The sequence below is a fragment of the Sneathiella aquimaris genome, from assembly GCF_026409565.1.
GTDB classification, from domain to species: Bacteria; Pseudomonadota; Alphaproteobacteria; order Sneathiellales; family Sneathiellaceae; genus Sneathiella; species Sneathiella aquimaris.
Genome location: NZ_CP112881.1, coordinates 3,168,825 through 3,193,510 on the forward strand (window position 1 = coordinate 3,168,825; position 24,686 = coordinate 3,193,510).

Annotated in this window: 23 protein-coding genes; 15 read left to right on the forward strand and 8 right to left on the reverse strand. The window is 48.6% G+C overall.

Annotated elements, in window-relative coordinates; translation table 11 throughout:
- On the forward strand, positions 1 to 789 hold the full coding sequence (locus OIR97_RS14860) for an alpha/beta fold hydrolase (protein ID WP_169543025.1): 789 nt from the start codon (positions 1 to 3) through the stop codon (positions 787 to 789).
- Between the two features lie 11 nt (positions 790 to 800).
- Here the strand turns inward: OIR97_RS14860 and OIR97_RS14865 are convergent, their stop codons facing one another.
- From OIR97_RS14865 to OIR97_RS14875, 3 genes are all read right to left on the reverse strand, one after another.
- Complete coding sequence (locus tag OIR97_RS14865) at positions 801 to 1,079, reverse strand: hypothetical protein (protein WP_219821543.1); 279 nt, start codon at positions 1,077 to 1,079, stop codon at positions 801 to 803.
- A gap of 152 nt (positions 1,080 to 1,231) precedes the next feature.
- The gene (locus OIR97_RS14870) at positions 1,232 to 2,851 is read right to left on the reverse strand and encodes an acyl-CoA synthetase (protein ID WP_169543026.1); all 1,620 of its coding nucleotides are present in this window, start codon (positions 2,849 to 2,851) and stop codon (positions 1,232 to 1,234) included.
- A gap of 42 nt (positions 2,852 to 2,893) precedes the next feature.
- Positions 2,894 to 3,382, reverse strand: a complete 489-nt coding sequence (locus OIR97_RS14875) for an Lrp/AsnC family transcriptional regulator (RefSeq protein ID WP_169543027.1) — start codon at positions 3,380 to 3,382, stop codon at positions 2,894 to 2,896.
- Between the two features lie 159 nt (positions 3,383 to 3,541).
- Between OIR97_RS14875 and OIR97_RS14880 the strand changes: the two genes are divergently transcribed.
- The 3 genes from OIR97_RS14880 to OIR97_RS14890 all read left to right on the forward strand — a co-directional run bounded on the left by OIR97_RS14880 (position 3,542) and on the right by OIR97_RS14890 (position 6,623).
- Positions 3,542 to 4,522, forward strand: a complete 981-nt coding sequence (locus OIR97_RS14880; protein WP_169543028.1) for a mitochondrial fission ELM1 family protein — start codon at positions 3,542 to 3,544, stop codon at positions 4,520 to 4,522.
- Positions 4,523 to 4,628: 106 nt separating this feature from the next.
- Positions 4,629 to 5,600 carry a thioredoxin-disulfide reductase gene (gene trxB, locus OIR97_RS14885; protein ID WP_169543029.1) on the forward strand — a complete coding sequence of 324 codons (972 nt, stop codon included), beginning with the start codon at positions 4,629 to 4,631 and terminating at the stop codon, positions 5,598 to 5,600.
- A 132-nt stretch (positions 5,601 to 5,732) separates the two neighbouring features.
- Positions 5,733 to 6,623 (forward strand): LysR family transcriptional regulator, encoded by an 891-nt coding sequence (locus OIR97_RS14890; protein WP_169543030.1) that lies wholly within the window; start codon positions 5,733 to 5,735, stop codon positions 6,621 to 6,623.
- Between the two features lie 855 nt (positions 6,624 to 7,478).
- Here the strand turns inward: OIR97_RS14890 and msrP are convergent.
- The 4 genes from msrP to OIR97_RS14910 form a co-directional block, all read right to left on the reverse strand.
- Complete coding sequence (msrP, locus tag OIR97_RS14895; protein ID WP_169543031.1) at positions 7,479 to 8,450, reverse strand: protein-methionine-sulfoxide reductase catalytic subunit MsrP; 972 nt, start codon at positions 8,448 to 8,450, stop codon at positions 7,479 to 7,481.
- 122 nt (positions 8,451 to 8,572) lie between these two features.
- Positions 8,573 to 10,600: an elongation factor G gene (locus OIR97_RS14900; protein WP_169543032.1), complete on the reverse strand. Its 2,028-nt coding sequence runs from the start codon at positions 10,598 to 10,600 to the stop codon at positions 8,573 to 8,575.
- Positions 10,601 to 10,806: 206 nt separating this feature from the next.
- Entirely contained in the window at positions 10,807 to 12,009 is a 1,203-nt protein-coding gene (locus tag OIR97_RS14905) for a pyridoxal phosphate-dependent aminotransferase (RefSeq protein ID WP_169543033.1), read from the reverse strand.
- 176 nt (positions 12,010 to 12,185) lie between these two features.
- Positions 12,186 to 13,112 carry a transcriptional regulator GcvA gene (locus tag OIR97_RS14910; protein WP_169543034.1) on the reverse strand — a complete coding sequence of 309 codons (927 nt, stop codon included), beginning with the start codon at positions 13,110 to 13,112 and terminating at the stop codon, positions 12,186 to 12,188.
- Between the two features lie 150 nt (positions 13,113 to 13,262).
- Between OIR97_RS14910 and OIR97_RS14915 the strand changes: the two genes are divergently transcribed.
- The gene (locus OIR97_RS14915; RefSeq protein ID WP_169543035.1) at positions 13,263 to 13,490 is read left to right on the forward strand and encodes a DUF1127 domain-containing protein; all 228 of its coding nucleotides are present in this window, start codon (positions 13,263 to 13,265) and stop codon (positions 13,488 to 13,490) included.
- Positions 13,491 to 13,649: 159 nt separating this feature from the next.
- On the forward strand, positions 13,650 to 15,815 hold the full coding sequence (uvrB, locus tag OIR97_RS14920) for an excinuclease ABC subunit UvrB (protein ID WP_169543036.1): 2,166 nt from the start codon (positions 13,650 to 13,652) through the stop codon (positions 15,813 to 15,815).
- 19 nt (positions 15,816 to 15,834) lie between these two features.
- On the opposite strand, the gene OIR97_RS14925 is transcribed toward uvrB, so the two are convergent.
- Positions 15,835 to 16,293, reverse strand: a complete 459-nt coding sequence (locus tag OIR97_RS14925) for an SRPBCC family protein (protein WP_169543037.1) — start codon at positions 16,291 to 16,293, stop codon at positions 15,835 to 15,837.
- 140 nt (positions 16,294 to 16,433) lie between these two features.
- On the opposite strand from OIR97_RS14925, the gene OIR97_RS14930 reads away from it, so the two are divergent.
- The 9 genes from OIR97_RS14930 to moaD all read left to right on the forward strand — a co-directional run bounded on the left by OIR97_RS14930 (position 16,434) and on the right by moaD (position 24,684).
- On the forward strand, positions 16,434 to 17,357 hold the full coding sequence (locus OIR97_RS14930) for a TraB/GumN family protein (RefSeq protein WP_169543038.1): 924 nt from the start codon (positions 16,434 to 16,436) through the stop codon (positions 17,355 to 17,357).
- A 169-nt stretch (positions 17,358 to 17,526) separates the two neighbouring features.
- A complete protein-coding gene (locus OIR97_RS14935) occupies positions 17,527 to 18,504 on the forward strand; it encodes a calcium/sodium antiporter (RefSeq protein WP_169543039.1) in 978 nt (325 codons plus the stop codon).
- 51 nt (positions 18,505 to 18,555) lie between these two features.
- Positions 18,556 to 19,296, forward strand: a complete 741-nt coding sequence (locus tag OIR97_RS14940; RefSeq protein ID WP_169543040.1) for an SDR family oxidoreductase — start codon at positions 18,556 to 18,558, stop codon at positions 19,294 to 19,296.
- Between the two features lie 4 nt (positions 19,297 to 19,300).
- A complete protein-coding gene (folB, locus tag OIR97_RS14945) occupies positions 19,301 to 19,723 on the forward strand; it encodes a dihydroneopterin aldolase (protein WP_169543041.1) in 423 nt (140 codons plus the stop codon).
- Between the two features lie 405 nt (positions 19,724 to 20,128).
- Positions 20,129 to 22,027, forward strand: coding sequence for an excinuclease ABC subunit UvrC (gene uvrC, locus OIR97_RS14950; RefSeq protein ID WP_169544289.1), 1,899 nt, complete (start codon positions 20,129 to 20,131; stop codon positions 22,025 to 22,027).
- 82 nt (positions 22,028 to 22,109) lie between these two features.
- Positions 22,110 to 22,682 carry a CDP-diacylglycerol--glycerol-3-phosphate 3-phosphatidyltransferase gene (pgsA, locus tag OIR97_RS14955; protein WP_169543042.1) on the forward strand — a complete coding sequence of 191 codons (573 nt, stop codon included), beginning with the start codon at positions 22,110 to 22,112 and terminating at the stop codon, positions 22,680 to 22,682.
- Entirely contained in the window at positions 22,679 to 23,179 is a 501-nt protein-coding gene (mobB, locus tag OIR97_RS14960; protein ID WP_169543043.1) for a molybdopterin-guanine dinucleotide biosynthesis protein B, read from the forward strand. Before pgsA ends, mobB begins: the two co-directional genes overlap by 4 nt.
- Positions 23,180 to 23,182: 3 nt before the next feature.
- Positions 23,183 to 24,436, forward strand: coding sequence for a molybdopterin molybdotransferase MoeA (moeA, locus tag OIR97_RS14965; RefSeq protein ID WP_169543044.1), 1,254 nt, complete (start codon positions 23,183 to 23,185; stop codon positions 24,434 to 24,436).
- Positions 24,433 to 24,684, forward strand: a complete 252-nt coding sequence (gene moaD / locus OIR97_RS14970; RefSeq protein WP_169543045.1) for a molybdopterin converting factor subunit 1 — start codon at positions 24,433 to 24,435, stop codon at positions 24,682 to 24,684. The genes moeA and moaD overlap by 4 nt, the downstream gene beginning before the upstream one ends.
- Positions 24,685 to 24,686: the final 2 nt, after the last annotated feature.

Genomic DNA, 24,686 nt, shown 5'->3' on the forward strand with positions numbered 1-24,686 from the left:
ATGAAAATAAACGTAAACGAGATACCAGTATTTGCGGCAACAGGTGGCCAAGCCTACGACGCCGAAAAACCAACGATGATTTTTTTGCATGGTGCCGCGATGGACCATACGGCATGGGCCTTGCAAAGTCGCTATTTCGCCCATCATGGGTACAATGTATTCGCGCTGGATTTACCGGGTCACGGGAAAAGCGGTGGCGACATCCCGGCAAGTATCGACGACCTTGCAGATGCGGTTGTCGCTTTTATGAATTGTGCCAAAATTGATCAGGCCGTTCTTGTCGGTCATAGCATGGGTGCCCTGACGGCGCTTTCGATTGCCGCTCGGCATTCCAACCGTGTCAGTCATCTGATTATGATCGGTGTTGCCTTTCCCATGGTGGTCGGAGAATTCTTCCTTAACAAGGCGAAAGAAAATAGCCCCGATGCCTTTCAGATGATGATTGACTGGTCACATGCGCGCCCATCCCACATCGGCGCCTCAGAAGTGCCCGGACTATGGATGATCGGGAATGCATTAAAAACAGTTGAGAATTCAGGGGACGACACATTGTACAAAGGGCTGTCCATTTGCAACGGCTACGAAGGCGGTTTCGACGCGGCCAGCTCTGTCGTCTGCCCTGCTCTGTTTATCCTCGGTGAAAATGACATGATGACAATGCCCCGGGCGGCGCAGAAGCTCATCAAAACAATTGAAAACAGCGAAACAGTCCTGTTAAAGGACTGTGGCCACATGCAAATGATCGAGAAAGCGGACGAAGTCAGGGCCGCCATTCGCGCCTTTTTATAGAGCAACAGCCATCACGCTTTGACACCAATGCGTGGTGGCCCCCCTTTTGACGCCTGACTAGGCCCGAAAGCCTTGTCCAGAATACGCGTGCTGTCATCGGCCAATGCAACAGCATCTGTCAGCAATCCTAAAATCTTCATATTGTTGGCAAGCACGGCTTGTGCTTCCGGACGACTATCATCAACAATAAGCGTACAGCGGTTAACAATATCAGCCCGCACCATTGCCAGTATTTCTTCCAGTTTATGCCCGCCGGGATTCTCTTCAGTTACCAGAAAATGGGTCATCATCTTTAACCTGCATGCAGTTAGTGGTTAAAGGAGCATGCAATATTCCTGGTTAAAAAATAGATAACAGGATCAACGCGACAGGCTAGCCCTTGCCAAGCCAGTCAACGCCGTCACCCTTTTCCTTATCTGGACGGATAGACGTCAAAAGACGCTTAAAGATTTCGTGCCCGTTCGCGCAGGACAAATTTTTGCACCTTCCCCGTCGATGTTTTGGGCAAGTCATCAAAAACCACTGTTTTAGGGCATTTATAATGGGCCATGTTATCCCGGCAAAAGGAGATGATTTCTTTGTCTGTTGCCGTCATTCCCTCTCGCAAGGTAACAAACGCGCAGGGTGTTTCGCCCCATTTTTCATCCGGTCTTGCAACGACCGCGACATCAAGAACGGCAGGATGTTTGTATAAAACGCCCTCCAGCTCGATGGTCGAAATGTTTTCGCCTCCTGAAATAATGATATCCTTTGAACGGTCTCTAAGTTCCAGATAGCCATCCTCGTGAATAACGCCCAGATCGCCGGTCCGAAACCAGTCCCCTTCGAAAGTTTTTTCGGTGGTTTTCGGATTTTTCAGGTATCCTTTCATGATGAGGTTCCCGCGCATCATCACCTCACCCATGGTGTTCCCGTCGCGCGGAACCGGCTTCATGGTTTCCGGATCCAGAACATCCAGTTCACTAAGGGCGTGATACCGGACCCCCTGACGGGCTTTCAGTGCCGCGCGGTCCTCAACGGATTTTTTATTCCAGTCGGAATTCCAATCGCAATAAACCGCCGGTCCATAGCATTCTGTCAGTCCGTACACATGGGTTACATCAAATCCCAAACGATCCATTTCCGCCAGTACCGTCGCAGGAGGGGGCGCCGCAGCAACCATAACCTTGATACCCTTTTGGGCTTTGGCTTTATTTTCGTCAGAGGTATTGATCAGCATGGACAAAACAATAGGTGCGCCGCACATGTGATCGACTTTGTATTTCCCCATTGCGTCAAAAATACCGTCCGCCTCAACCTTTCGAAGGCACACATGAGTGCCACCAACCGCTGTGATCGTCCATGGGAAGCACCAGCCGTTACAGTGGAACATGGGCAGCGTCCATAAATAAACCGGATGCTTTGCCATATCCCATGACATCGAATTACCCGTTGCTGCCAGATAGGCGCCCCGGTGATGATAGACGACCCCTTTAGGATCCCCGGTGGTGCCTGACGTATAATTCAGAGAAATAGCCTGCCATTCATCGTCCGGCCCGGCCCAGGGAAATGCCTCGTCCCCTGTTTTCAGAAAATCCTCATAGTCCATTTCCCCGATGCCTTCACCGCCAGCGCCGAGAATATCGTCAATATCAATGACGATTGGCGTGCAGCTGGCCAGCGACAGCGCCTGTTTCATCACTTCGGAAAACTCACGGTCAACAAAAAGGAGCTTGCATTCTGAATGATCGAGTATGAAGGCAAGCGTTTCTGCATCCAGCCGGGTATTCAAGGCATTTAACACAGCCCCGGTCACCGGAATGCCAAAGTGGCTTTCCAGCAACGCCGGAATATTCGGCGCAATAATGGAAACAGTATCTCCTTTACCGATACCCCGCTTGGAAAGAGCGCTGGCCAACCTTTTGCACCGGGCAAAAAATTCTAAATAGCTATACGACCAGTCCCCATGGATCATCGCTGTCTTATCAGGGTAAACCGATGCTGACCGCTCTAAAAATGTGAGTGGTGAAAGCGGATCGTAATTTGCCCGCCTTTGTTCAAGCCCAATATCAAACAGACCCATTCTTCCCGACCCTATGCTTTAATCAGTTTTCTTATTCCGAGTTTAACTACCACTATTTTCCAAATTCACCGGAACCCCCGGTACAAACTTGGACACGCGAATACCAAGCGAGGTTTTCACATGTTCGACATTTGGCGCAGCTGTCAATTCATGGGTCAGAAATTGCTGATAGGCATCCCAATCCTTTGCCACAACTTTTAAGATAAAGTCGTTTTCACCCGCCAACATGAAACATTCTCGAACCAAAGGCCAATGCTGGACACGTTCTTCAAAAGCGTTCAGGTCGGTTTCAGCCTGACTTTGCAAGCCAACCAGCGCAAAAACCGTCACGCCAAATCCCAGACTCTCTGAATTCAGTTGTGCATGATATCCTTCGATATAGCCCGCCTCTTCAAGGGCACGCACCCGCCGCAAACAGGGCGGCGCCGATATTCCAGCATTTTTCGCCAGCTCTACATTCGTAATCCGGCCATTTTCCTGTAAATCGTGTAATATACGCCGATCAATATCATCGAGTTTTACTCGTTGCATAAATTGTCTCCAACAATCAATTTCACGCAACATTATTACAACAACAGCATAACGCCAAGGCTTAGAAAGTTTGATTTTGCGAATTTAAGGGCTTGACCGACAGGAATAAGAAGCTTTAGTCCACACTAGTGGTCTGTTTATTGTGGAGAAACCGCCTGAATGCCTACTGATATGCCCAAATCCATCAAATCCTGTTGGATCATTACTGATGGAAGCGCGGGAATGGAGAATCAGTGCGTTGGTTTAGCGGAAGCCATGGGAGTCCCGTTTCTGGTCAAGCGCATCAAAACAGCAAAACCCTGGAAATGGCTTCCACCTCAACTTTGGTTGGCACCCTTGCGTTTTCTCAAGAACGACGGGGATCTGGCAATCCCTCCTTGGCCCGATCTTGTCATATCCTGTGGCCGACAAGCCATCCCGATCAGTATCGCCGTTCGAAAAGCAAGCCAGAATCAAACCTTTACGGTCCATATTCAAACGCCAAACATTCATCCGTCCGCATTCGATTTGGTAGTCGTCCCCGAACACGACAAATTGCGCGGGCAAAATGTAGTCGTCAGTATGGGATCACTTACACGTATCACCGCAGAAAAACTCAATGCCGAAAAACAAAAGTTTGATGCTGACCTTCGAGATGTTCAGTCTCCTGTTGTGACCGTCTTGGTGGGCGGCCCCAACCGTTGTTATGACGTTACCCCTGAGACGATGGACACGTTGTGCCGGCAACTGACCGCGCTTCACAAAAACAGCAGCTGCGAATTCCTTGTCACCACCTCCCGGCGCACAGGACCAGAGAACACGGAAAAGTTAAAACAGGCTCTCCAGCCGCTTCCGCACAAAATGTGGTCGGGCGACGGGGAGAACCCTTATTTTGCTTATCTGGAAAAAGCAGACGCCGTTATCGCAACCTCTGATTCGGTCAACATGATCTGCGAAGCCGCGACAGCGGGCAAACCGGTCCTGGTTTTTCCCCTTCCCGGCGGCAATCGGAAATTCAATTTCTTTCATCGATCGATGCAGGAGCAGGGGTTTTGCCGCCCCTTGAGCGATGAGCTTGCTATTTGGACCCCTCCCGCCCTTTCAGAAACAGTGCGCATCGCAAAGATCGTTGAGAATATGTGGCGCACTGATAAGAAATAAGAAGTTCGAATTTTTACGCGCTTGCCCCCTTGCCAGCAGAAGAACGGCATAATACATAATGGCAACTGCCCAAAATGGGCAAAATGTTTGTCAGGAGTCGTCAGATATGGCTGAAACCCATAAAACCAGTGTTTTGATTATCGGATCCGGCCCTGCCGGTTGTACTGCGGCCATTTACGCGGCGCGGGCCTCCCTCAATCCAATCATGGTGCACGGCATTCAGCCGGGCGGGCAACTCACCATCACGACTGACGTGGAAAACTATCCGGGTTTCGCCGATCCCATTCAAGGCCCTTGGCTGATGGAACAAATGGAAGCTCAGGCAAAAAATGTCGGCACAGAGATCCACAATGATGTCATCACCAACGTTGACACCTCCAAACGCCCTTATGTGGCGACGGCTGATTCTGGCGCAACCTATATCGCAGAAAGCATCATTATCTCGACAGGCGCGGCCGCAAAATGGCTTGGACTTCCGTCTGAAGAAAAATATATGGGCTTTGGTGTCTCTGCCTGCGCAACCTGTGACGGGTTTTTCTATCGCCAAAAAGAGGTTCTTGTTGTTGGTGGCGGAAACACAGCGGTGGAAGAGGCCCTGTATCTGACTAATCATGCCGACAAGGTAACAATTGTTCACCGCCGGGACCAATTCCGCGCGGAAAAAATTCTAGTCGACCGCCTGCATAAAAATCCAAAAATCGACGTCATCTGGGACCATGTTCTTGAAGAGATTCTGGGTGAAGAAGATCCTTTTGGCGTCGTGGCGGCACGTTTGAAAAATACCAAGACCGGCGAACTCAGAGATATTTCAGTTCATGGCGTCTTTATTGCAATCGGCCATAGCCCGAATACAGACTTGTTTAAAGGCAAGTTGGATATGGACGATGAAGGGTATTTGATTACCGCCCCTGATTCGACAGCCACCAACCTTCCCGGCATCTATGCCTGCGGCGATGTTCAGGACAAAATCTACCGTCAGGCCGTTACCGCTGCGGGTACCGGCTGTATGGCTGCGTTGGAAGCCGAACGGTTTATTTCTGAGCTGGAAGATGCAGGAGCCAGCGCTGCCGCTGAATAGTGCTGCTGCGCACTAATCGGCACTCTAAGCTGTAGAAAGTTAAATAATTGGTAGGTTCTGCGCCTTTATTCTGATTGAATGAGGGTCTGACACGTCACGTTCGGCATCCGTACTTTATTGGGGGGACAGGTTATGGATTGGGATAAATTGCGCATTTTTCATGCTGTTGCTGAAGCGGGGAGCTTCACACATGCGGGCGAAATGCTCCATTTAAGTCAATCTGCGGTTAGCCGTCAGGTGAGTGCGCTTGAAGAAAGCGTTAAAACACCTCTTTTTCATCGCCATGCCAGAGGCTTGCTGCTCACAGAACAAGGTGAAATGCTATACCGGACAGCTCATGAATTTTCAGCCAAACTGGCCATGACAGAAGTCATGCTAACGGATACAAAGGAAAAACCTTCTGGCGAAATCAAAGTGACGGCTACCGTTGGGTTGGGGTCAAACTGGCTGACGCCCCGCATCCGTGAATTTACCGAGTTATACCCAGATGTCACGGTCAATCTGATCCTGGCTGACCGGGAATTGGACCTGAGCATGCGCGAAGCGGATATCGCCATTCGTTTGCGGGCCCCGGTTCAACCGGACCTTATCCAGCGGAAGTTAATGGCGGTGCGCCACCATCTTTACGCGTCCCCGGAATATCTGGAAGCGAACGGCACCCCAACTCGGATTGAAGACCTGACCGACTATAATATTCTGGTATATGGCGAAGAAGCCCCGTCCAACATCTCAAATATAAACTGGGTTCTTCATACCTTGCGCGAGTATGACAAAAGCGTTGACCCCGTTTTTAAAGTGAACAATGTCTATGGCTTGCTACTGGCTATTCAAAGTGGCCTTGGTATTGGCAGCCTGCCTGACTACATCGTTCAGGGGCATCAGAATATCGTAAAAGTCCTGCCAGAGATCGAGGGGCCCAGCTTTGATACCTATTATGTGTATCCAGAAGAACTGAGAAAATCGAAAAGAGTGACAATCTTCCGTGATTTTCTCATTCAGAAAGTTGCGGAAACCCCCTTTTAAAGCGTAATTTTTGGCAGAAATCATGGCCCTTGGAGGTGCTATGCAGCAAATGCATATCGGATCTGCCAATATTGAACTACTCATTCATGAAATATTTTCGTAAAAACGGGATGTCGATGCCGCTTATTAGCGCATCCTATTCGCGACAGTCTCCCAACTCTTCGCGAATTGACTGTATGTTCTCTCCCAAGACATACAGATATTCATGCCCTCCCAGGCATGAACCTCCCTGTTAGACTTGCCAACCTCTTTTGAGGTTGGCTTTTTTTTGCTTATTTTGCTGCATCGCAACTAACTTTTTTTTACGCAAACGCCTTATAAATAGCCAAAAAATACAGAGTTGCAGAGAATGCATAGGTGCACTGCAAAATAATTAGTGGTATTTTTTGAGCAGTTGCATATATTTCAATCATCAGCGCTGCACTGCAGCAATGATCGAGTATCAACCTCATATTGTTGGTGCTCCCGTTACTTGCCTTCCTCCCAGTTGCAAGTAACGATATGTCATCTCTGGATGACATACCTCCCTGTTAGACTTGCCAGCCTCTTTTGGGGCTGGCCTTTTTTTTGTTTAAAGATATGCAAAAATCGCATGGCAGACATGCATTTTCATCAAATCAAAAACTTCCGGGCGCTACCTATATGTAGGATAGGGCAAGGCCGTCCCCCAATACGGGCTTGCCTCACCGGTTTAGTCCGGTTACCGGCGATCAACATCTCCCAAGTAGATCGCCCCCTGCTTTTAGCAGGACCTCCCTGTTAGACTTGCCAGCCTCTTTTAGGGGCTGGCGTTTTTTTTCCAAAGAAAAAGCCCGTAAAAAACGGGCTCCATCAGATCTTCAGCGGATCTGCTTGTTACATAAACAAGCGCTCGTTCCCAAGGTCCTTATAAAGCGAAGCAACCTCGTTCGCATATCCATTATACATTAGTGTTGGGATACGTTTACCAGTTTCAAGATCCCGTTCTGTTGCCTGAGACCAGCGTGGGTGGCGAACTTCGGGGTTCACATTGGCCCAAAAACCATACTCACGGCTATTCAGTTTCTCCCAGAAGGTTTCCGGACGTTTATCCGTAAAATGAAACCGGACAATAGATTTAATCTGTTTAAACCCATATTTCCATGGAACCGCCAAACGAAGCGGCGCACCATTCTGTTTTGGCATCGGCTTGCCATACATGCCGGTGACCATAAACGCCAACTCGTGCGTTGCTTCGGCCATTGTCAGGGCCTCTGTGTAAGGCCAAGGGTACCAAAACTGCTTCTGACCAGAGGCCACAGATTTATCTTCAAAGGTTTGCATTACCAAATATTTCGCTGATGTTGTCGGAGCCGCCAGCTTAACAAGTTCACTCAGTTGAAAGCCGCTCCATGGCACGACCATTGACCATGCCTCAACACAACGATGGCGATAGACCCGCTCTTCCAAAGGCATCTTTGCCAGAAGATCGTCTATACCGATTTCCATCTCTGTTTCGACCATGCCGTCGATCTTGACTGTCCAAGGCCGAACTTTTAGCGCCTGTGCCGCCTTGGAAATATTTTTGTGAGATCCAAATTCATAGAAATTATTATAGGTCGTCGAGATTTCTTCAGGCGTAATCGGACGTCCTCCGACAAATGCGTCATTCCTGGGCACAGGATATAACGCTGCACTCGGATCAGTTTCAGCAGCGCCCGGTATGCCAGGGAAGGCAAGACTGGAACCACCTGCGATCAATCCGCCAATCCCCATCATTTTCAGCAGATGTCGCCGATTTAAAAAGACATCTTCCGATGTCGCCCTGTTTTCGCTGATTTCCCAGCCTTGTTTATTCCTGATAAGCATGCGGCCCTTTGCCCTCCAGATATCATATGAGATATTCAGACTAACAAATGGATCATCGGGGGCTTAAACTCAAGTTAACTGTCTGTGAGAAACCTGTGAGCAAAAAGACATTATCCTTGCCGCTAATGCTTCTCCGAAGAGTGCGACTGGATGACCTTATCTGCAATATGGCCCGTCAATTCCTGCAAATGATCATACTCATACCGAAACGTGCCAACTCCCGACGTTGCAGATCGCAAATCGACAATTAAATCCTGCAATTCGCTTTCTGGCATCATGGCGGTCAACACGTCCCACCCCACCCAGCCTTCTTTAGCATCAAAGGCCAAGATCTGTCCGCGGCGTGAACTTACAATCCCGTTTACCCTGGACGTATATTCACTGGGCATCGATATTTCGACCTTGTAGACCGGCTCCAACAATACCGGCGAGCATTTGGGCATACCCTCGGTCATTGCAATCCGGGCCGCTGAACGAAACGAGTTTTCAGAACTATCGACAGAATGGTGTTGCCCATCAAACAGGGTCACAGCAATATCAACTACTGGAAACCCGAGGGGGCCTTCAATCAGCGATTCTTTCACACCATTTTCAACAGCAGGTATATATTGCTTGGGAACCGATCCGCCCACGACCTTTTCCTCGAACAGGAACCCGGACCCTCTTGGCAATGGATTTATTTCGATCTGAACATCCCCAAATTGTCCATGCCCGCCACTTTGTTTTCTGTAGCGCGCATGTTGCACCACTTTTTTGCGAATTGCTTCTTTGTAAGCGACCTTTGGCTTCCGGGATGCAACGTTCAGGCCATACTTATTGCGCAGCCGTTCCAGCGCGACCCGCAAATGGATTTCCCCCTGTCCCTTTAACAATAATTCCTGTGTTTCCTGCTTATGCTCAGCAATCAGTGAAGGATCTTCCTCAACCAGCTTGCTCAAAGCTGCGGACAGTTTCACATCGTCATCCCGGTTATCGGAATACAGCGCATAATTATAAACAGGGGTCAGAATTTCGGTCGGCTCTACAGACTGCTGATCACCCGCCTGCAGAAAGTCACCGGTATGCAGATCATCCATACGGCCAAGCGCTACTACTTCTCCTGCAACAACGGATGTTACTTTTGTGGGTTTACTCCCCTGTAACTTGAACATGCCGCTTATCCGGCCCTTTTCAAAACTATCCCCATCCTTCAGCTGACCCGACCAAACCCGGACTAAAGACAGTTTTCCACCCTGTGCACTCATATAAGTTTTTAAAACCTGTGCAACCGGCTGCCCGTCCTCTCTATAAAGACCTGCTCGCTTCGCAGTGGTCGCTGCTGCGGGTACTTCATGGCGCAATGCCTTAAGCAGCCTGCGGACACCAAAGCCTTGCTCTGCCGACCCTAAAAAGACGGGCAGGACAAATCCTTTTTGCAGGTCTTCACTCAGTAAACCATAAATTTCGTCTTTTTCCGGCTCAATATCCTCTAGTAATTCTTCCATCAGGTGATCGTCAAAATCTGCCAGAGTTTCCAGCATCGTGAAACGCGAGCTCCCCTCCTCCTCCGCCATGTACGGGGGCATATCGATAACGGTGGAAGGCTTTCCTTCCTTGTAAACATACGCGCGTTCAGACGCGAGATCCACATAACCGGTCGCGATCCCATCTTTGACAATGGGAACCTGCCGTAAAACAAGATCACGGTTTGAAATCGATTCCAACGCCTGGAACAGATCGCTCACCGTGCCATAGGCCGTATCGATTTTGTTCACAAAGATGAAGGTTGGAATTTCTCTCCCTTCCAAAAATTTCATCAAAGGAAGCAGTGTGACAGATCTATCTTCAACGGGTTCGCAGACAATAATTGCCGCATCGACACCAACAAGAACATTTTCACTCTCTTGCAGAAATTCGATTGAACCGGGACAATCCAGAATATAAAAGTCATCCCCCATAAATGAAAAATGAGCGGAGTTTACCTCAACGCTCATTTGCCTGTCCCGCGCCTCTTTCGACGCGTCTCCAACTGTTGTCCCCTTTGAAATACTGCCTTTCCGATCCACCTCCTTGCAAATATGCAAAATTGTTTCCAGTAGCGTTGTCTTTCCACTTGAATAGGGACCTATCAGCGCAATGCTGCGAGGCCCCGTTGGCTTGATTGAGCTCATACCATGCCTCCCTATTCTTTAGACTATTCTAATGTTCTTAACTTCAGAAGAAGAAGCAAGTAGAATCTCGGCAGGGCTCTAGGGGCTTGGAGACATGTTCTTTTCTCCGTCAGGTCAAAGATGCTTACCTTTTTGCCTGTGGCCAAAAACGGAAAAAGGCAGCCGAATCAATGGCTGCCTTTTAAACTTCGATTAAATCGGGTTGCTTAAACCAGACTTGCGCAGAATTTTTGTATACGGGTACAGGCTTCTGTCAATGCCTCTGTTGAAGTTGCATAAGAAGCCCGGAAATAAGGAGACAGACCAAACGCTTCACCATGCACAACGGCGACGCCTTCGGCTTCCAGCAATTCACTTACAAAATCCAGATCATTTTCGATGACCTTGCCAGACGGTGTTTTCTTACCAATACAGCCTGCAACCGACGGATAAACGTAGAAGGCACCTTCGGGCATAGGACACAGAATACCCTCAGCCGCATTCAGCATGTCGACAACCAGATTGCGACGTTCCTCAAAAACTTTTGCGCGACTGGCAAGGAAATCCTGCGGGCCGTTCAACGCTTCAACCGACGCATATTGACTGATCGAACAAGGGTTTGATGTACTTTGTGACTGAACCTTGGCCATCGCCTTGATCAGGACTTGCGGTCCAGCAGCATAGCCAATCCGCCAACCGGTCATTGAATAAGCTTTGGAAACGCCGTTCATTGTCAGCGTCCGATCATACAGCTTTGGCTCCACCTGAGCTGGTGTCACGAACTTAAAATCATCATAGACCAGATGCTCGTACATATCGTCCGTCAGGATCCATACATGCGGATGACGCACAAGAACGTCTGTCAGCTCTTTTAGCTCTTCTGCTGTATATCCCGCACCGGATGGATTGCTGGGTGAGTTAAAGATCAGCCATTTGGTTTTTGGTGTGATCGCCGCTTCAAGATCAGCAGCCTTCATTTTAAAGCTGTTTTCAACGGTTGTTTCTACAAAAACCGGTTCACCACCGCCCAGAAGGACCATATCTGGGTATGAAACCCAATAAGGCGCAGGAATAAGGACTTCATCGCCAGGATTTAGCGTCGCTACCATGGCATTGTAAATAATCTGCTTTCCGCCACTGCCAACAGTAACCTGTGAAGGCTCGTAATCCAGTCCATTCTCGCGCTTGAATTTTGCGCAGATTGCCTGCTTCAGTTCAGGAATACCGTCGACCGCTGTGTATTTCGTTTTGCCTTCATCAATTGCGGTTTTTCCGGCCGTTTTAATATTGTCCGGCGTATCAAAATCAGGCTCACCTGCGCCAAGACCAATAACGTCGCGACCAGCTGCTCGTAATTCTGCTGCTTTGGTTGTAACAGCAATTGTCGGGGATGGTTTAATTCGCCCCAGACTTTCCGCAATGATAGACATAACCTTTTCTCTCAATTTTAAGTGTGAAATTCACAATGGCTCCCATAGCCTTGGCCAAGCTACGCCTGTCGAGGGAAGGTTTCAACGATTAAGCCGAGACAGACCCCAGATAATTGCACTTTTCGTTAAAACTGTCGTGAACTGTAACCGGTTAGTCACTCTCACCGAAGAAAAGATCAAATCTCAGACAGTTCGTCTGGTGTTGACATGAAGCGTCCCGGATCTGTCGCCGCCTCTGACATAAGCCAGTCACGGAACGCGACAATGCGTGGTCGTTCAACCATATCTTGCGGGCAGACAACGAAATAGGCATGTCCCGCTTTCAACTCCTGCTCAAAAGGTTTGACCAGAACCCCCGATGCCAAAAGGTCGGCTGCCAACGTACTGCGGCCCAGCGCAACCCCTTGTCCCGTTATCGCCGCTGTCAGCACCATAGACGAATCATTAAAACTCAACCCCTTGCGAGGGTCGACCCCTTTTACATTCGCAGCGTAAAGCCAGGTTTCCCAATCAACCCGCAAATCATCATGTAACAGATTATGATGTACAAGATCTTCAGGCGTGTTCAGCGGATGCTTTCCTTCCAGCAGGCTCGGACTGCAAACCGGAAACAGGCTATCTTCGGTCAATAATTTTTCAACATGCAGCCCCGGATAGTTTCCGCTGCCATACCGGATAACCAGATCGACAGGGTCCTTGGAGAAATCCGTAATTATATCGGTCGCAGAAATCATCACATCAATATCCGGATGCAATTCCCGAAATCTTCCGATGCGTGGCAAAAGCCATCGGGCGGCAAAGGACGGCAATGTACTGACGGTCAGTGCTCCGGACACCTCCTGTTTCATCAGTTTTTCAGTTGCATCGTTAATCGCAAACAAGCCTTCTCGAATGCCGACGACATAGGACTGTCCCTCGTCCGTCAAAATCACATTACGGTTCATTCTTCTAAAAAGAGGAAACCCCAGCCATTCTTCCAAGGCTTTTATCTGATGACTGATGGCTGCCGGGGTAACAGACAGTTCGTCGGCGGCCTTTGAAAAGCTTAGATATTTGGCTGCAGACTCAAACGCCCGCAATGCATTTAGAGGCGGCAACCGCATTGGCCTTCCCTTTCAGATTAGAATTTCTAACAAAGACTATTAGAAAGTATCGTTTGAAACCAACCTTTTTTTATTCCATATACAGATCATCGAAAAAGCACAGAGTTTTTTCTCATCGCTCCATCAAACTGTAAGAAAGGAGCCATCATTATGTCAATGAAAACACTATACGCCGGGCATTCCAACAATTTCGGTTTCGACTCAAAGGCCCAGAAGTCTGGACCACTTGCAGCTTTGACACGAACAGTTATCGGATGGCAAGAGCGTGCTTCAATGCGTTATCAGCTCGCCGCCCTTACTGAAGAAAATTTGAACGACATGGGATTGTCATTTGAAGAAGTTTCAAAAGAAACAAGCAAATACTTCTGGCAAAACTAAGATTTCCCAAGCCATCTGGAGCCAACTTAAAATTCCTTCCTGTCTTTTAGTTTCTCCGGATGGCACCCAGCCTTTCCTCTCCATATATTTTACAATTTAATTTTTGTTCCACTGCTCTTTTGAATTGGCAATTGACCAATCTCGGCTTATATACAGCCCATGGAAAACGAGAACAAAACTGCAACATCAGAGACCTTTCTCCCTCACCGTCCGGAACGACCTGAAAAAACGCAGGGCGGCATTCCCTTTGAAGTCGTCTCGGAATATGAACCCGCAGGCGATCAGCCAAAAGCCATAGGCGAACTGGTCACGGGCATTGAAGAGCTTGACAAAGATCAGGTTCTGCTTGGTGTTACAGGGTCAGGAAAAACCTTTACAATGGCTAAGGTGATTGAAAAGGTTCAACGTCCTACGCTTATTCTCGCACACAACAAAACACTGGCCGCTCAGCTATATGGCGAAATGAAGTCGTTTTTTCCCAATAATGCTGTCGAATATTTTGTCTCTTACTACGACTACTACCAGCCAGAGGCCTATGTCCCGCGCACAGACACCTATATCGAAAAAGATGCATCCGTAAACGAACAGATTGACCGGCTTCGACATTCAGCAACGCGGGCTCTGCTGGAGCGGGATGATGTTATTATCGTTGCCTCGGTTTCCTGCATATACGGTATCGGGTCCGTAGAGACCTATAGTGAAATGACCCTCACTATCAAAAAGGGAGAAATGCTGAACAGACAGGACCTGTTAAAAAGACTTGTCGAAATACAGTATCGCAGAAACGACGCCAGCTTTACGCGCGGTACATTTCGGGTGCGTGGCGACACCGTCGAAATTTTTCCAGCCCACCTGGAAGATCGTGCCTGGCGGTTATCCCTATTTGGCGATGAGCTTGAAAGTATCACCGAATTTGACCCCCTTACCGGAGAAAAAACCGGAAAGCTGGATGAAATCCGTATTTACGCGAATAGCCACTATGTCACGCCAAAACCGACATTGCGTCAGGCGCAACAGAAAATTCGGGCTGAACTAAAAGAACGACTGGCTGAGTTTGAAGAGCAAAACAAACTATTGGAAGCGCAACGGCTTGAACAGCGTACCACCTTCGATCTGGAGATGATGGAAGCCACCGGTGCGTGCGCCGGCATTGAAAATTACTCCCGCTACCTTTCAGGCCGCAACCCTGGAGATCCGCCCCCCACACTTTTCGAATATCTTCCGGACAACGCCATGATCATGGTGGATGAAAGTCATGTTACCGTCAGTCAAATCGGCGCAATGTATAAAGGCGATGCCCGGCGCAAATCAACATTGTCCGAGTATGGTTTCAGATTACCTTCCTGCAAGGATAACCGGCCTCTTAAATTCGAAGAATGGGACCTGATGCGCCCCCAGTCAATTTTTGTCTCCGCCACGCCTGGAAAATGGGAACTTGAACGTACCGGCGGCACCTATGCAGAACAGGTAATTCGGCCGACCGGGCTAACCGATCCTGACTGCTTTATCCGCCCTGTCGAAAGTCAGGTTGACGACCTGATGGCGGAATGCCACGAATGCGCCAAAAAAGGGGAGCGCGTACTGGTCACGACCCTCACCAAGAAAATGGCCGAAGACCTGACCGAATATTTTCATGAAAACGGGATTAAGGTACGGTATCTGCATTCAGACATTGATACCCTGGAGCGCATCGAGATTATCCGTGACCTGAGGCTTGGCGCGTTTGATGTTCTTGTTGGCATTAATCTGCTCCGGGAGGGTCTGGACATTCCGGAATGTGCATTGGTTGCAATATTGGACGCCGATAAAGAAGGATTCCTGCGGTCAGAAACTTCGCTTATCCAAACAATAGGACGGGCAGCCCGACATGTTGACGGCCGTGTTATCCTCTATGCGGACAAAATGACAGGCAGCATGGAGCGCGCCCTAAGCGAAACCAAACGCCGTAAAGACAAACAGGAAGCCTATAATGCTGAACACGGCATTACCCCGCAATCTGTCCGCAAAAATATTGGCGACATCATGGAAAGCGTTTACGAGCAGGACCACCATGATTTGGATATTGGCCTTGAAGACAAAAACAATATGGTGGGCCATAACCTGTCGGCGCATATTGAAGAACTCGAGAAAAAGATGAAAACGGCGGCAGCTGATCTTGAATTTGAAGAAGCCGCCCGTCTTCGAGATGAAATCAAGAAACTGCAAGACAGAGAACTTGGTATCGGTGCACCGCGCAGCGGAAAACCGCAAGGCCGTTCACGGGCCGGAAAATCAGGCAGCGGTCACATCCTTGGCGGCCGCTCAAGTAGCGGAAAACGGAAATAAGCCCATCCGTCTTTTCCTGTTACTTCTGGGCCTGCCGGGCTTCTACATTGGCTTTGATGTTGGCAAGCGATAAAGCCGCCTCTTCATTCATGGCTTTGTTGGCCGCTTCTGTTATCGGTTTTGGACGATCAGGGTTGGATACAATGCGCGTATAGAGGCTACGGCCATCATCCAACGACACCACCTTATAGGTAATTAGAATTGGTCCTGTGAAAGGTGTGCTGGTTTCGCATTTCCACACATACGGATGCTCCCGTTTTGTCACTTTCCACCTTAATTGAGCTGGCCCTGTTCGGGTTTGCCATTGCTCAATAAATGTGTCGCCCTCTTCTAGTGGCCGGTCCGGGCTGTCCATTTCGTGAGAGGCTGCAATCCATTCCGGCCATGAATTTGGATTAGAAACATAATCCAGAACCGCTCCCGCAGGCGCATCAATGATAATCTCATGGGAAAAATGGGATGTAATTTTTTCTGCCATGCCGCTTCCTTTTTATGTTTCTTTTTGTGGCGCAGTCCTTAGTTTTGATTTCATGGTGTATGGTTACCCCGTTAAATTCAAGAAAATTTCGGGTTTCTTCTCACTTGTGATGGAAACACCAACTTAACAAAGGGCGCATAATGCGGAAATCTTGGTTGCTCGGCTTTCTTGTAATCTTTATCGGGATCATCGTTTCAGATGCCTCCCATGCGCGGTATACTGAGCCCGAAAACTGCACCGAAATTCCCTTTGGTAATGGACGGCTCTTTTCGATAACCAAACCCGGTTTACCAAAAAGCTATGCCTTTGGAACGATGCATTCTGGTGACCCAAAGATCATGCAAATGCCGGGCCTGATTTTACAGGCCTTCAATGCAGTCAATACCCTCGTTGTCGAGATTTCGCTGGCAGATAGCAATCCCCAGAAAAGCATGAGTATGATGTTTCGGAAACCGCCTTATAGCCTCAAAAGAACCATTGGCGCCAGCCGCTTTTCCCAGCTCGAACAGATAATGATCGGTTACAAAATTCCACCAGAGCTGCTTGATAAAATGGAGATTTGGGCCGCGGCAACAATCGTCGGACAACCGCCGGAAAAAATCAAAGGTTCAAACAACGAAATAAAGTATCTGGACAAAGAACTGGAAAAAATGGCCCGCTTGCAAAAGAAGCAGGTTTTGTCTCTGGAAACCATAACGGAGCAGCTTTCCTTATTTGCTGATCAGCCTGAGAACCTACAAATCGAAATTCTGGATGAGGCAATTCAGGACCATGTAACCCTGGAGGAAGAGTTGAGCCGTATGACGGATTATTATATCAGGGGCAAAACGGGTTGGATTTATTGCCGGATGATCAACCAAATGAAAGGAAGCAGCCGCGCCCTTAATGATTTCATTCGCCGAACACTGCTTGTTGATCGCAATGTTACAATGGTCAAACGCATCAAAAATATCTTGCCAAGAGGCGGTACTTTTATCGCCGTTGGCGCCTTGCATATGCCGGGAGAAAAGGGGATTCTTTCAATGCTGCAAAAAGAAGGCTATGCAGTAACCCGAGTATATTGATGCTAATTAGTGTGCTTTCCCATGCACATTTTTACCACTATTTCCAAATTTGTTGGCTTTCCCCCTTTTACTGCCTAAAAGGCATGTCTATATATCACCAATCAAATTCGTATTGTATCAAGCGTTGTAAAGGGCACCACATGAACCGCCAAGAAGGTAGATATCCTGTATGATGTATCTCCAAGTAGCGGCTGGATTGGTCATTTTGCTCATTTGTGGTGAACTTCTTGTACGGGGTGCTGTTGCCCTTGCAGAACAATTTGGCATTTCCAAGCTCATTATTGGTTTTACAATTGTCGCCTTTGGCACATCCGCGCCTGAACTGGTTGTCTGTATTAATGCAGCGCTGGAAGGGGCGCCCGGCATCGCCTTTGGTAACGTTGTCGGAAGCAATATCGCCAACGTTCTGTTGGTCCTTGGCGTTCCTGCCCTCATCTACCCTTTGGCCTGCGACAACCAATCCGCGATGCGCGACAGCATCATAATGATCGGCGGATCAATCTTGTTCGCAATACTTGCGTGGACCGGCTTTATCGGATTCTGGCAAGGCGCCATATTGGTCGCGGCGCTGGCGTTCGTCATTTTTCTTGCCTATCGCAGAGCCAAGGAGACAGGCGAAGACAGCGCGGATGACGCGCTTGAAGAATACGAAGAGAACATGCCGAAAAGCAAATGGATGAGCTTTCTGTTCATCTTCATCGGTTTGATTGGTTTGGTTGCGGGCTCCCGCTTGCTCGTCGATGGTGCCGTTATGATCGCAACCGCGGCAGGTGTTTCAGAAGAAATTATCGGCCTGACACTTGTTGCTTTGGGAACGTCCCTACCCGAACTGGCAACATCCCTGATAGCAGCTTTTCGCCGGCATGGAGATGTGGCTATCGGAAATGTTCTTGGCTCTAACCTGTTTAATATCACAGGCATCATCGGTGCCACGGCGATCATCAAGCCCATGGAAGCCCCGTCTCAGATCCTCCATTTTGACCTCAACATCATGCTTCTCACTTCGGCAAGCCTGATCTTCATCTTCTGGACACGAAAACCTGTCGGTCGGGTCCTCGGAGCTGTTTTCTGCATCGCGTATCTTGCCTACATTTCAGCTCAGTTTCTGGGGATGTCGGGTGTTCATTCTGTCGCGATGATGTCATAATCAAACCAACATTTGGAACAGGCGCACGCAAAAGAAGGACAGCCTCCGGTCATGGAAAAAAATGTTCTTATAACGGGAAGCAGTCAACGTATCGGACGCGCTATTGCAATCCGCCTCGCTAAAGCCGGTTGGAATATTGCCCTTCATTACCATCGTTCAGAAGCCCAGGCCGCCGATCTCGTTCGGACAATTGAAGATCTTGGCCAGAAAGCCATCCCGATCCAGGGGGATTTAACCTCCTTCGATGCACCACAATTCATCATGGGCATGGCAAACGAACAGCTTGGGCCCATTACAGCATTGGTCAATAACGCCTCGCTGTTTGAACATGATGACTTGGCGACGATCACAGAAAGCAGTTACCATGCCCATCTGGCAGTCAACCTAACCGCACCGGTCCTTTTAACAAAAGCCTTTGCCGCGCAGATAAAAGACGGCACAGGGAATATTGTTAACATCATTGACCAGCGCGTACAGAATTTGAGACCGGGCTTTTTATCCTATACATTGGCTAAATCTGCGTTATGGACACTCACGCAAACCTCCGCGATGGAACTTGCGCCCACAATACGGGTTAATGCCATTGGGCCGGGGCCGACACTGGCTAATAAAAGACAGTCAGCGGCGAAATTTAAACAGCAGTGCGAAGCTGTCCCGCTAGAGTATGGTCCCACACCAGACGAAATCGCCGATGGGGTCTTGTTTTTAGTGAACAGCCCGTCCATTACTGGCGATATTATTATGATGGATGGCGGGCAACATCTGCCCACCTCCCGCGCGGAAGAGGATTAGGCGAATGACCCAGATTGAACCCAGTAAAATCAGTGCCCTTCCGCGAGTAGAACCAGCAGAAAGAACACACCAGATATTCATCCGTGACTACCTGATCGACATGCAAATTGGTGTTTACGAACATGAGCAGGGTATAACCCAACCAGTCCGACTGAATGTGGACCTCACCGTGACCGACCATTTGGGCCCGATGAACGATGACTATCACAATGTTGTCTGCTACGAGACGCTGGCAAAAGCCATCCATGCCTATGCCTTGAAAGAACATATCAACCTGGTTGAGACACTTGCTGAAGGCGTTGCAGACATCTGCCTTGAACATCAGCGTGTCATTAATGCCAAGGTCAAAGTCGAAAAACTGACGGCAGTTGCAAACACGGCCAGCGTCGGCATCGAAATTAACCGGTCAAAGCACCTAAATCGCTGAAAATACCTCGAAATTCGCGATTCGTTGATTATCCATCATCGCAGTTGTGCACAGCAAAAAAAAGCAATGCTAAAAAATGTTGATTTTAAAAAAAAATATTGAAGGAACAGGCTCAGGCGGTCTTGACAACAATAAATATTAACAAAAACAACAGCTTAGATAATTGCACAAAAAATAGGCAATGAGTTGAAACCCTAGGTATAGAGTGAGATACAGCACGATGTCATCAGGTTACACACAAAGTTATCCACAACTTCGGTGGATAGTGTAAAAAAACTGTAAAACAGTTAACCTGCAGGTAGAATTCGAACTCTAATGTTTGTTTTCTTTAAGGGGTTTAGGGCATTTTATTCAGGGTTATCGTTCGGAAAGCCCTCCAAAGTGAAGACAAAAAGTAGTCAGAAAATGGAAGAATCAAAGCTTGGAAATCTCGAATCGCCGTTCCAAAGAGGCGCAAAGGTCATCCAGAAGTTTTTGAAGACACTCCCCTCGTCTCCCGGGGTGTACCGAATGATCGATGCCGATGATCAAATCCTGTATGTCGGCAAAGCCAAGAACCTCAAAAACCGGGTAACAAGCTATACAAAATCCAACGGTCAATCATCGCGCATTTTGCGCATGGTGTCTCTCACCCATGCCATGGAGTTTGTCTCCACCCATACAGAAGTGGAAGCCCTTCTCCTTGAAGCCAACCTGATCAAAAAACTAAAGCCGCGCTATAATATCATTTTGCGCGACGACAAATCGTTTCCCTATATCCTGATCACGGGCGATCACGAATGGCCCCAAATCACCAAGCATCGCGGAAGCCGGTCTCGCAAGGGCGAATATTTTGGACCGTTTGCGTCTGCAGGCGCGGTCAACGAAACACTGGCAACATTTCAACGCCTGTTCCCACTCAGATCCTGTACAGATTCTGACTTCCAGTCCCGGACGCGTCCCTGTCTGCAATATCAAATCAAAAGATGTTCCGCCCCGTGCGTTGATCGTATTTCACATGAAGACTATGACGTCGTCGTTGCCGAAGCCAGAGCCTTCCTTTCGGGCAAAAGCCATACCATTCAGCAACAACTTGCAGATAAAATGCAGCAGGCAAGTGACAATCTGGACTTCGAACAGGCCGCCGTACTTCGAGATCGCCTGAAGGCAATGGCGCATATCCAGTCCAAGCAAACCATAAATCTAAGCAATGTTGACGAAGTCGATGTTGTCGCGGCCCATCAGGAGGGTGGGCAAACCTGCGTTCAGATCTTTTTCATTCGTTCCGGACAGAATCTGGGCAACAGGGCGCATTATCCATCCCATACCAAAGAGGCCACACCCGCTGATGTTATCAGCGCCTTTTTGAGCCAGTTCTATGATAGCAGACCCGCGCCAAAAAATATTTGGGTGAGCCATGAGTTGGAGGAGAGCAGCCTGCTTGAGGAGGCGTTATCCATTGCGGCAGAAAAGAAAATTTCCATTTCAACACCGAAGCGGGGCGAGAAAAAGGAAATGCTGGATCATGCGATTTTCAATGCGAAAGGGGCTCTCTCCCGAAAAATGGCCGAAAACGCGTCTCAGAAAAAACACCTGCAGGCAGTTGGTGAGTTATTCGAAATGCCACATCCTCCCAAACGAATTGAGGTTTACGACAATAGCCACATTTCCGGCACCCATCAGGTGGGCGGCATGGTGGTTGCGGGCGAGGAAGGTTTTGTTAAAAAAGCCTATCGAAAATTCAACATTAAGAATGCTGATCTCGCGCCGGGTGACGATTATGGAATGATGCGTGAAGTCCTGACGCGACGCTTTACCCGTTTGCAAAAAGAAGATCCCGACAAAATTGGGGAAGGATCCGGCTCCCGTGAGCAATGGCCCGATCTCGTTTTAATCGACGGCGGTCAAGGGCAATTAAGCGCCGCACTGGATGTATTTAAAGAACGACAAATAAAAGACGTGACTTTGGTCGGCATTGCAAAAGGACCTGACCGAAATGCCGGGCGAGAACGGTTTTTCATGGAAGGAAAAGCCCCTTTCTCCCTACCTGAAAAGGACCCTACTCTATATTTTCTTCAACGTTTGCGTGACGAAGTACATCATTTTGCCATCACGACACATCGGGCAAAACGATCTAAGGCAATTGGTAAATCACCATTGGATGAAATTCCGGGGATCGGCGGCAAACGCAAAAAGGCTTTACTGAACAGATTTGGCTCTGCAAAGGGCGTCGAAGGGGCGGCCCTTGCCGACTTGGAAGGCGTCGAAGGGATATCCTCGGCACTGGCACAATCCATCTTTGATTTTTTCCATGAAGAAAGATGAATTGCGGCCTTTAATTCCGAGCAGCCTGTCCTTATACTGACGCCAATTCAACACCGTCAACATATGTCAGGATAATTCGGATATGTTGTTTAGTCTTCCCAACATTCTGACCTTATCCAGAATAGTTGTTATTCCGCTTTTACTTGCGGCCTTTTATCTTCCGGGTAAGGCATCAAGCTGGGTCCCGCTTGTCCTTTTTATTGCGGCAGGTATTACCGATTTCTTCGACGGCTATTTTGCACGCAGAAACCGCCAGACGTCCAACCTTGGTCGTTTTTTGGATCCGGTTGCCGACAAACTTCTTGTCGCTGCCGTTTTATTATTTCTTGTAGGGGTCGACCGTATTGCTGGTTTGGCCCTGATCCCCGCTGTGATTATTCTTTGCCGGGAGATTATGGTTTCTGGTTTGCGTGAATATCTGGCTGAACTGCGTGTGGGCATGCCTGTTAGCAAACTGGCCAAATGGAAAACGGCTTCTCAGATTTTGGCCCTGTGCTTTCTTTTAGGTGGACCCGCCGTGCAAGAGGATTTCGACGCCTTGCTGACCGGAGAAATTCTTTTATGGATTGCCGGTATTTTGACCGTTTGGACGGGGTATGATTATCTGAACCTTGGATTAAAACACATGATTGAACGTGACGAGGATGGTCAATGAAAATAATTGGCATTTCCGGATGGAGTGGAAACGGTAAAACCACACTACTTGAACGACTGATCCCTTCTCTCATGTCAAAGGGCTATAGCGTCTCAACGCTCAAACATGCCCATCATCATTTTGACATCGATAAGCCGGGGAAAGACTCTTTTCGGCACAGGGAAGCCGGGGCAACGGAGGTTTTGATTTCGTCGTCAAACCGTTGGGCTCTCATGCATGAAAACCGGGATGGTCAGGAAGCCGACATGGTAAGCCTGATTGCCCAAATGACTCCTGTTGATATTTTGCTGGTTGAAGGCTTCAAATCTGAGAATTTTCCGAAAATCGAAGTCTGGAGAGAGGAAAGCGACGCGCCGCCTCTTCACCTGAATGATGATACCGTCGTTGCTGTTGCAACAGATAGTGACACGTTAAAAACGGATCTCCCTCTTCTGGATCTAAACGATGAGGCGGCCGTTGCAGAATTTATCATACAAAAATTCATGACAAGGGCCTGAATAATGCCTCGCCTGCCCAATGACTGCTTTGCAAACTCAGCTGATATGATCTCTGTAGATCAGGCGCGGGAACAGATTGCCAAGGTCGCAAATACATGCGCTGACATTGAACAAGTTTCGATCGACAAGGCGGGTTTCAGAATTCTGGGCGAAGACATCATCGCAAATATGGATGTCCCACCAGCAGGGAATTCAGCAGTTGACGGCTATGCATTTTCATTTGCCAGTTACCAAGACAGCAAAACCCTGGTGTGTGTTGGAAGAAGCGCCGCTGGCGCTCCCTTCTCGGGTTCTGTTCAAAAAGGGGAATGTATCCAGATTTTTACGGGTGCCCTGCTACCTGCTGGATGCAATACGATTGCGATGGTCGAGGATGTAACCGTTCACGGCCAAAAGGTCTTCTTCCCTGAAGGCTTGAAAGACGGGGCGAACCACAGAAAAGCAGGGGAAGACCTTAAAAAAGGGAGCCTGATACTCAAGGCCGGCACACGTTTGAGGCCACAGGAACTGGGTCAGCTGGCCTCGATCGGGAAATGCGAAATACCGGTTTACACAAAATTGAAGGTTGGCCTTTTTTCAACAGGCGACGAATTGTGCAATCCAGGCGATGCTCATAAGCCCGGCTCTATTTTTGACACAAACCGCTTCATGATCCGAACCCTCCTCGAGAATTACGGTTGCTGTATTCAGGATTACGGCATACTGGAAGACAAACTTGCCACGGTCAAAGACGCGCTTGCCAAAGCTGCGGATGAGTGTGATTTAATTCTGACGTCGGGCGGCGTCTCGATGGGTGACGAAGATCACGTCAAGGCCGCCGTAGAAGCGACGGGCAATCTCCACTTTTGGCGGATTGCCATAAAACCCGGACGCCCTCTTGCCATGGGTCAGGTCAAAAGCGCGGCCTTTGTGGGCCTCCCGGGAAATCCCGTAGCAGCCCTCGTCTGTGCCCTGCAATTTGTTCGCCCCCTTATCACAGGCCTCTCGGGACTGAACATGAAGGATGCGGCATTACCGGTATTTGGCAAAAGCAGCTTTCTTATGGATAAAAAGCCCGGACGGACAGAATGGTTGCGGGGACGCTACCGGATAAACGAACAGAACGAACCTGTTATTGACAAATATTCCCAAGATGGATCCGGTATCATTTCGTCTCTAACATGGGCCAACGGCTTGATCGAACTTGGAGAAGATGTGAACAGGGTGGAGCCTGGCAATATGATACGCTTCTATCCGTTTACGGAGTTATTTAAATGAAAATTTTGTATTTTGCATGGCTTAGAAGCAAACTTGGTATGGCTGAGGAAACCATCACTCTGCCCTCTGACGTCACGACACTTTATCAACTGGTCGATCACCTGAAATCGCGCGGTCCCGCTTTTGCCGAAGTCTTTGATGATCTGGATGTCATTCGCATCGCTGTTGATCAGGAATATGTGACAACGGATATTCCTTTGGCAGATGCTTCTGAAATCGCGTTCTTTCCCCCCGTTACAGGAGGATAGAA

Coding starts and splice junctions, on each gene's coding strand:
- moeA (WP_169543044.1), top strand. CDS start 23,183: ATGCCTCGCCTGCCCAATGACTGCTTTGCAAACTCAGCTGATATGATC.
- uvrC (WP_169544289.1), top strand. CDS start 20,129: ATGGAAGAATCAAAGCTTGGAAATCTCGAATCGCCGTTCCAAAGAGGC.
- OIR97_RS14880 (WP_169543028.1), top strand. CDS start 3,542: ATGCCTACTGATATGCCCAAATCCATCAAATCCTGTTGGATCATTACT.
- OIR97_RS14915 (WP_169543035.1), top strand. CDS start 13,263: ATGTCAATGAAAACACTATACGCCGGGCATTCCAACAATTTCGGTTTC.
- OIR97_RS14910 (WP_169543034.1), bottom strand. CDS start 13,112: ATGCGGTTGCCGCCTCTAAATGCATTGCGGGCGTTTGAGTCTGCAGCC.
- OIR97_RS14930 (WP_169543038.1), top strand. CDS start 16,434: ATGCGGAAATCTTGGTTGCTCGGCTTTCTTGTAATCTTTATCGGGATC.
- OIR97_RS14905 (WP_169543033.1), bottom strand. CDS start 12,009: ATGTCTATCATTGCGGAAAGTCTGGGGCGAATTAAACCATCCCCGACA.
- OIR97_RS14875 (WP_169543027.1), bottom strand. CDS start 3,382: ATGCAACGAGTAAAACTCGATGATATTGATCGGCGTATATTACACGAT.
- uvrB (WP_169543036.1), top strand. CDS start 13,650: ATGGAAAACGAGAACAAAACTGCAACATCAGAGACCTTTCTCCCTCAC.
- OIR97_RS14865 (WP_219821543.1), bottom strand. CDS start 1,079: ATGATGACCCATTTTCTGGTAACTGAAGAGAATCCCGGCGGGCATAAA.
- OIR97_RS14940 (WP_169543040.1), top strand. CDS start 18,556: ATGGAAAAAAATGTTCTTATAACGGGAAGCAGTCAACGTATCGGACGC.
- folB (WP_169543041.1), top strand. CDS start 19,301: ATGACCCAGATTGAACCCAGTAAAATCAGTGCCCTTCCGCGAGTAGAA.
- OIR97_RS14935 (WP_169543039.1), top strand. CDS start 17,527: ATGATGTATCTCCAAGTAGCGGCTGGATTGGTCATTTTGCTCATTTGT.
- msrP (WP_169543031.1), bottom strand. CDS start 8,450: ATGCTTATCAGGAATAAACAAGGCTGGGAAATCAGCGAAAACAGGGCG.
- pgsA (WP_169543042.1), top strand. CDS start 22,110: ATGTTGTTTAGTCTTCCCAACATTCTGACCTTATCCAGAATAGTTGTT.
- OIR97_RS14870 (WP_169543026.1), bottom strand. CDS start 2,851: ATGGGTCTGTTTGATATTGGGCTTGAACAAAGGCGGGCAAATTACGAT.
- OIR97_RS14860 (WP_169543025.1), top strand. CDS start 1: ATGAAAATAAACGTAAACGAGATACCAGTATTTGCGGCAACAGGTGGC.
- trxB (WP_169543029.1), top strand. CDS start 4,629: ATGGCTGAAACCCATAAAACCAGTGTTTTGATTATCGGATCCGGCCCT.
- OIR97_RS14890 (WP_169543030.1), top strand. CDS start 5,733: ATGGATTGGGATAAATTGCGCATTTTTCATGCTGTTGCTGAAGCGGGG.
- moaD (WP_169543045.1), top strand. CDS start 24,433: ATGAAAATTTTGTATTTTGCATGGCTTAGAAGCAAACTTGGTATGGCT.
- OIR97_RS14900 (WP_169543032.1), bottom strand. CDS start 10,600: ATGAGCTCAATCAAGCCAACGGGGCCTCGCAGCATTGCGCTGATAGGT.
- mobB (WP_169543043.1), top strand. CDS start 22,679: ATGAAAATAATTGGCATTTCCGGATGGAGTGGAAACGGTAAAACCACA.
- OIR97_RS14925 (WP_169543037.1), bottom strand. CDS start 16,293: ATGGCAGAAAAAATTACATCCCATTTTTCCCATGAGATTATCATTGAT.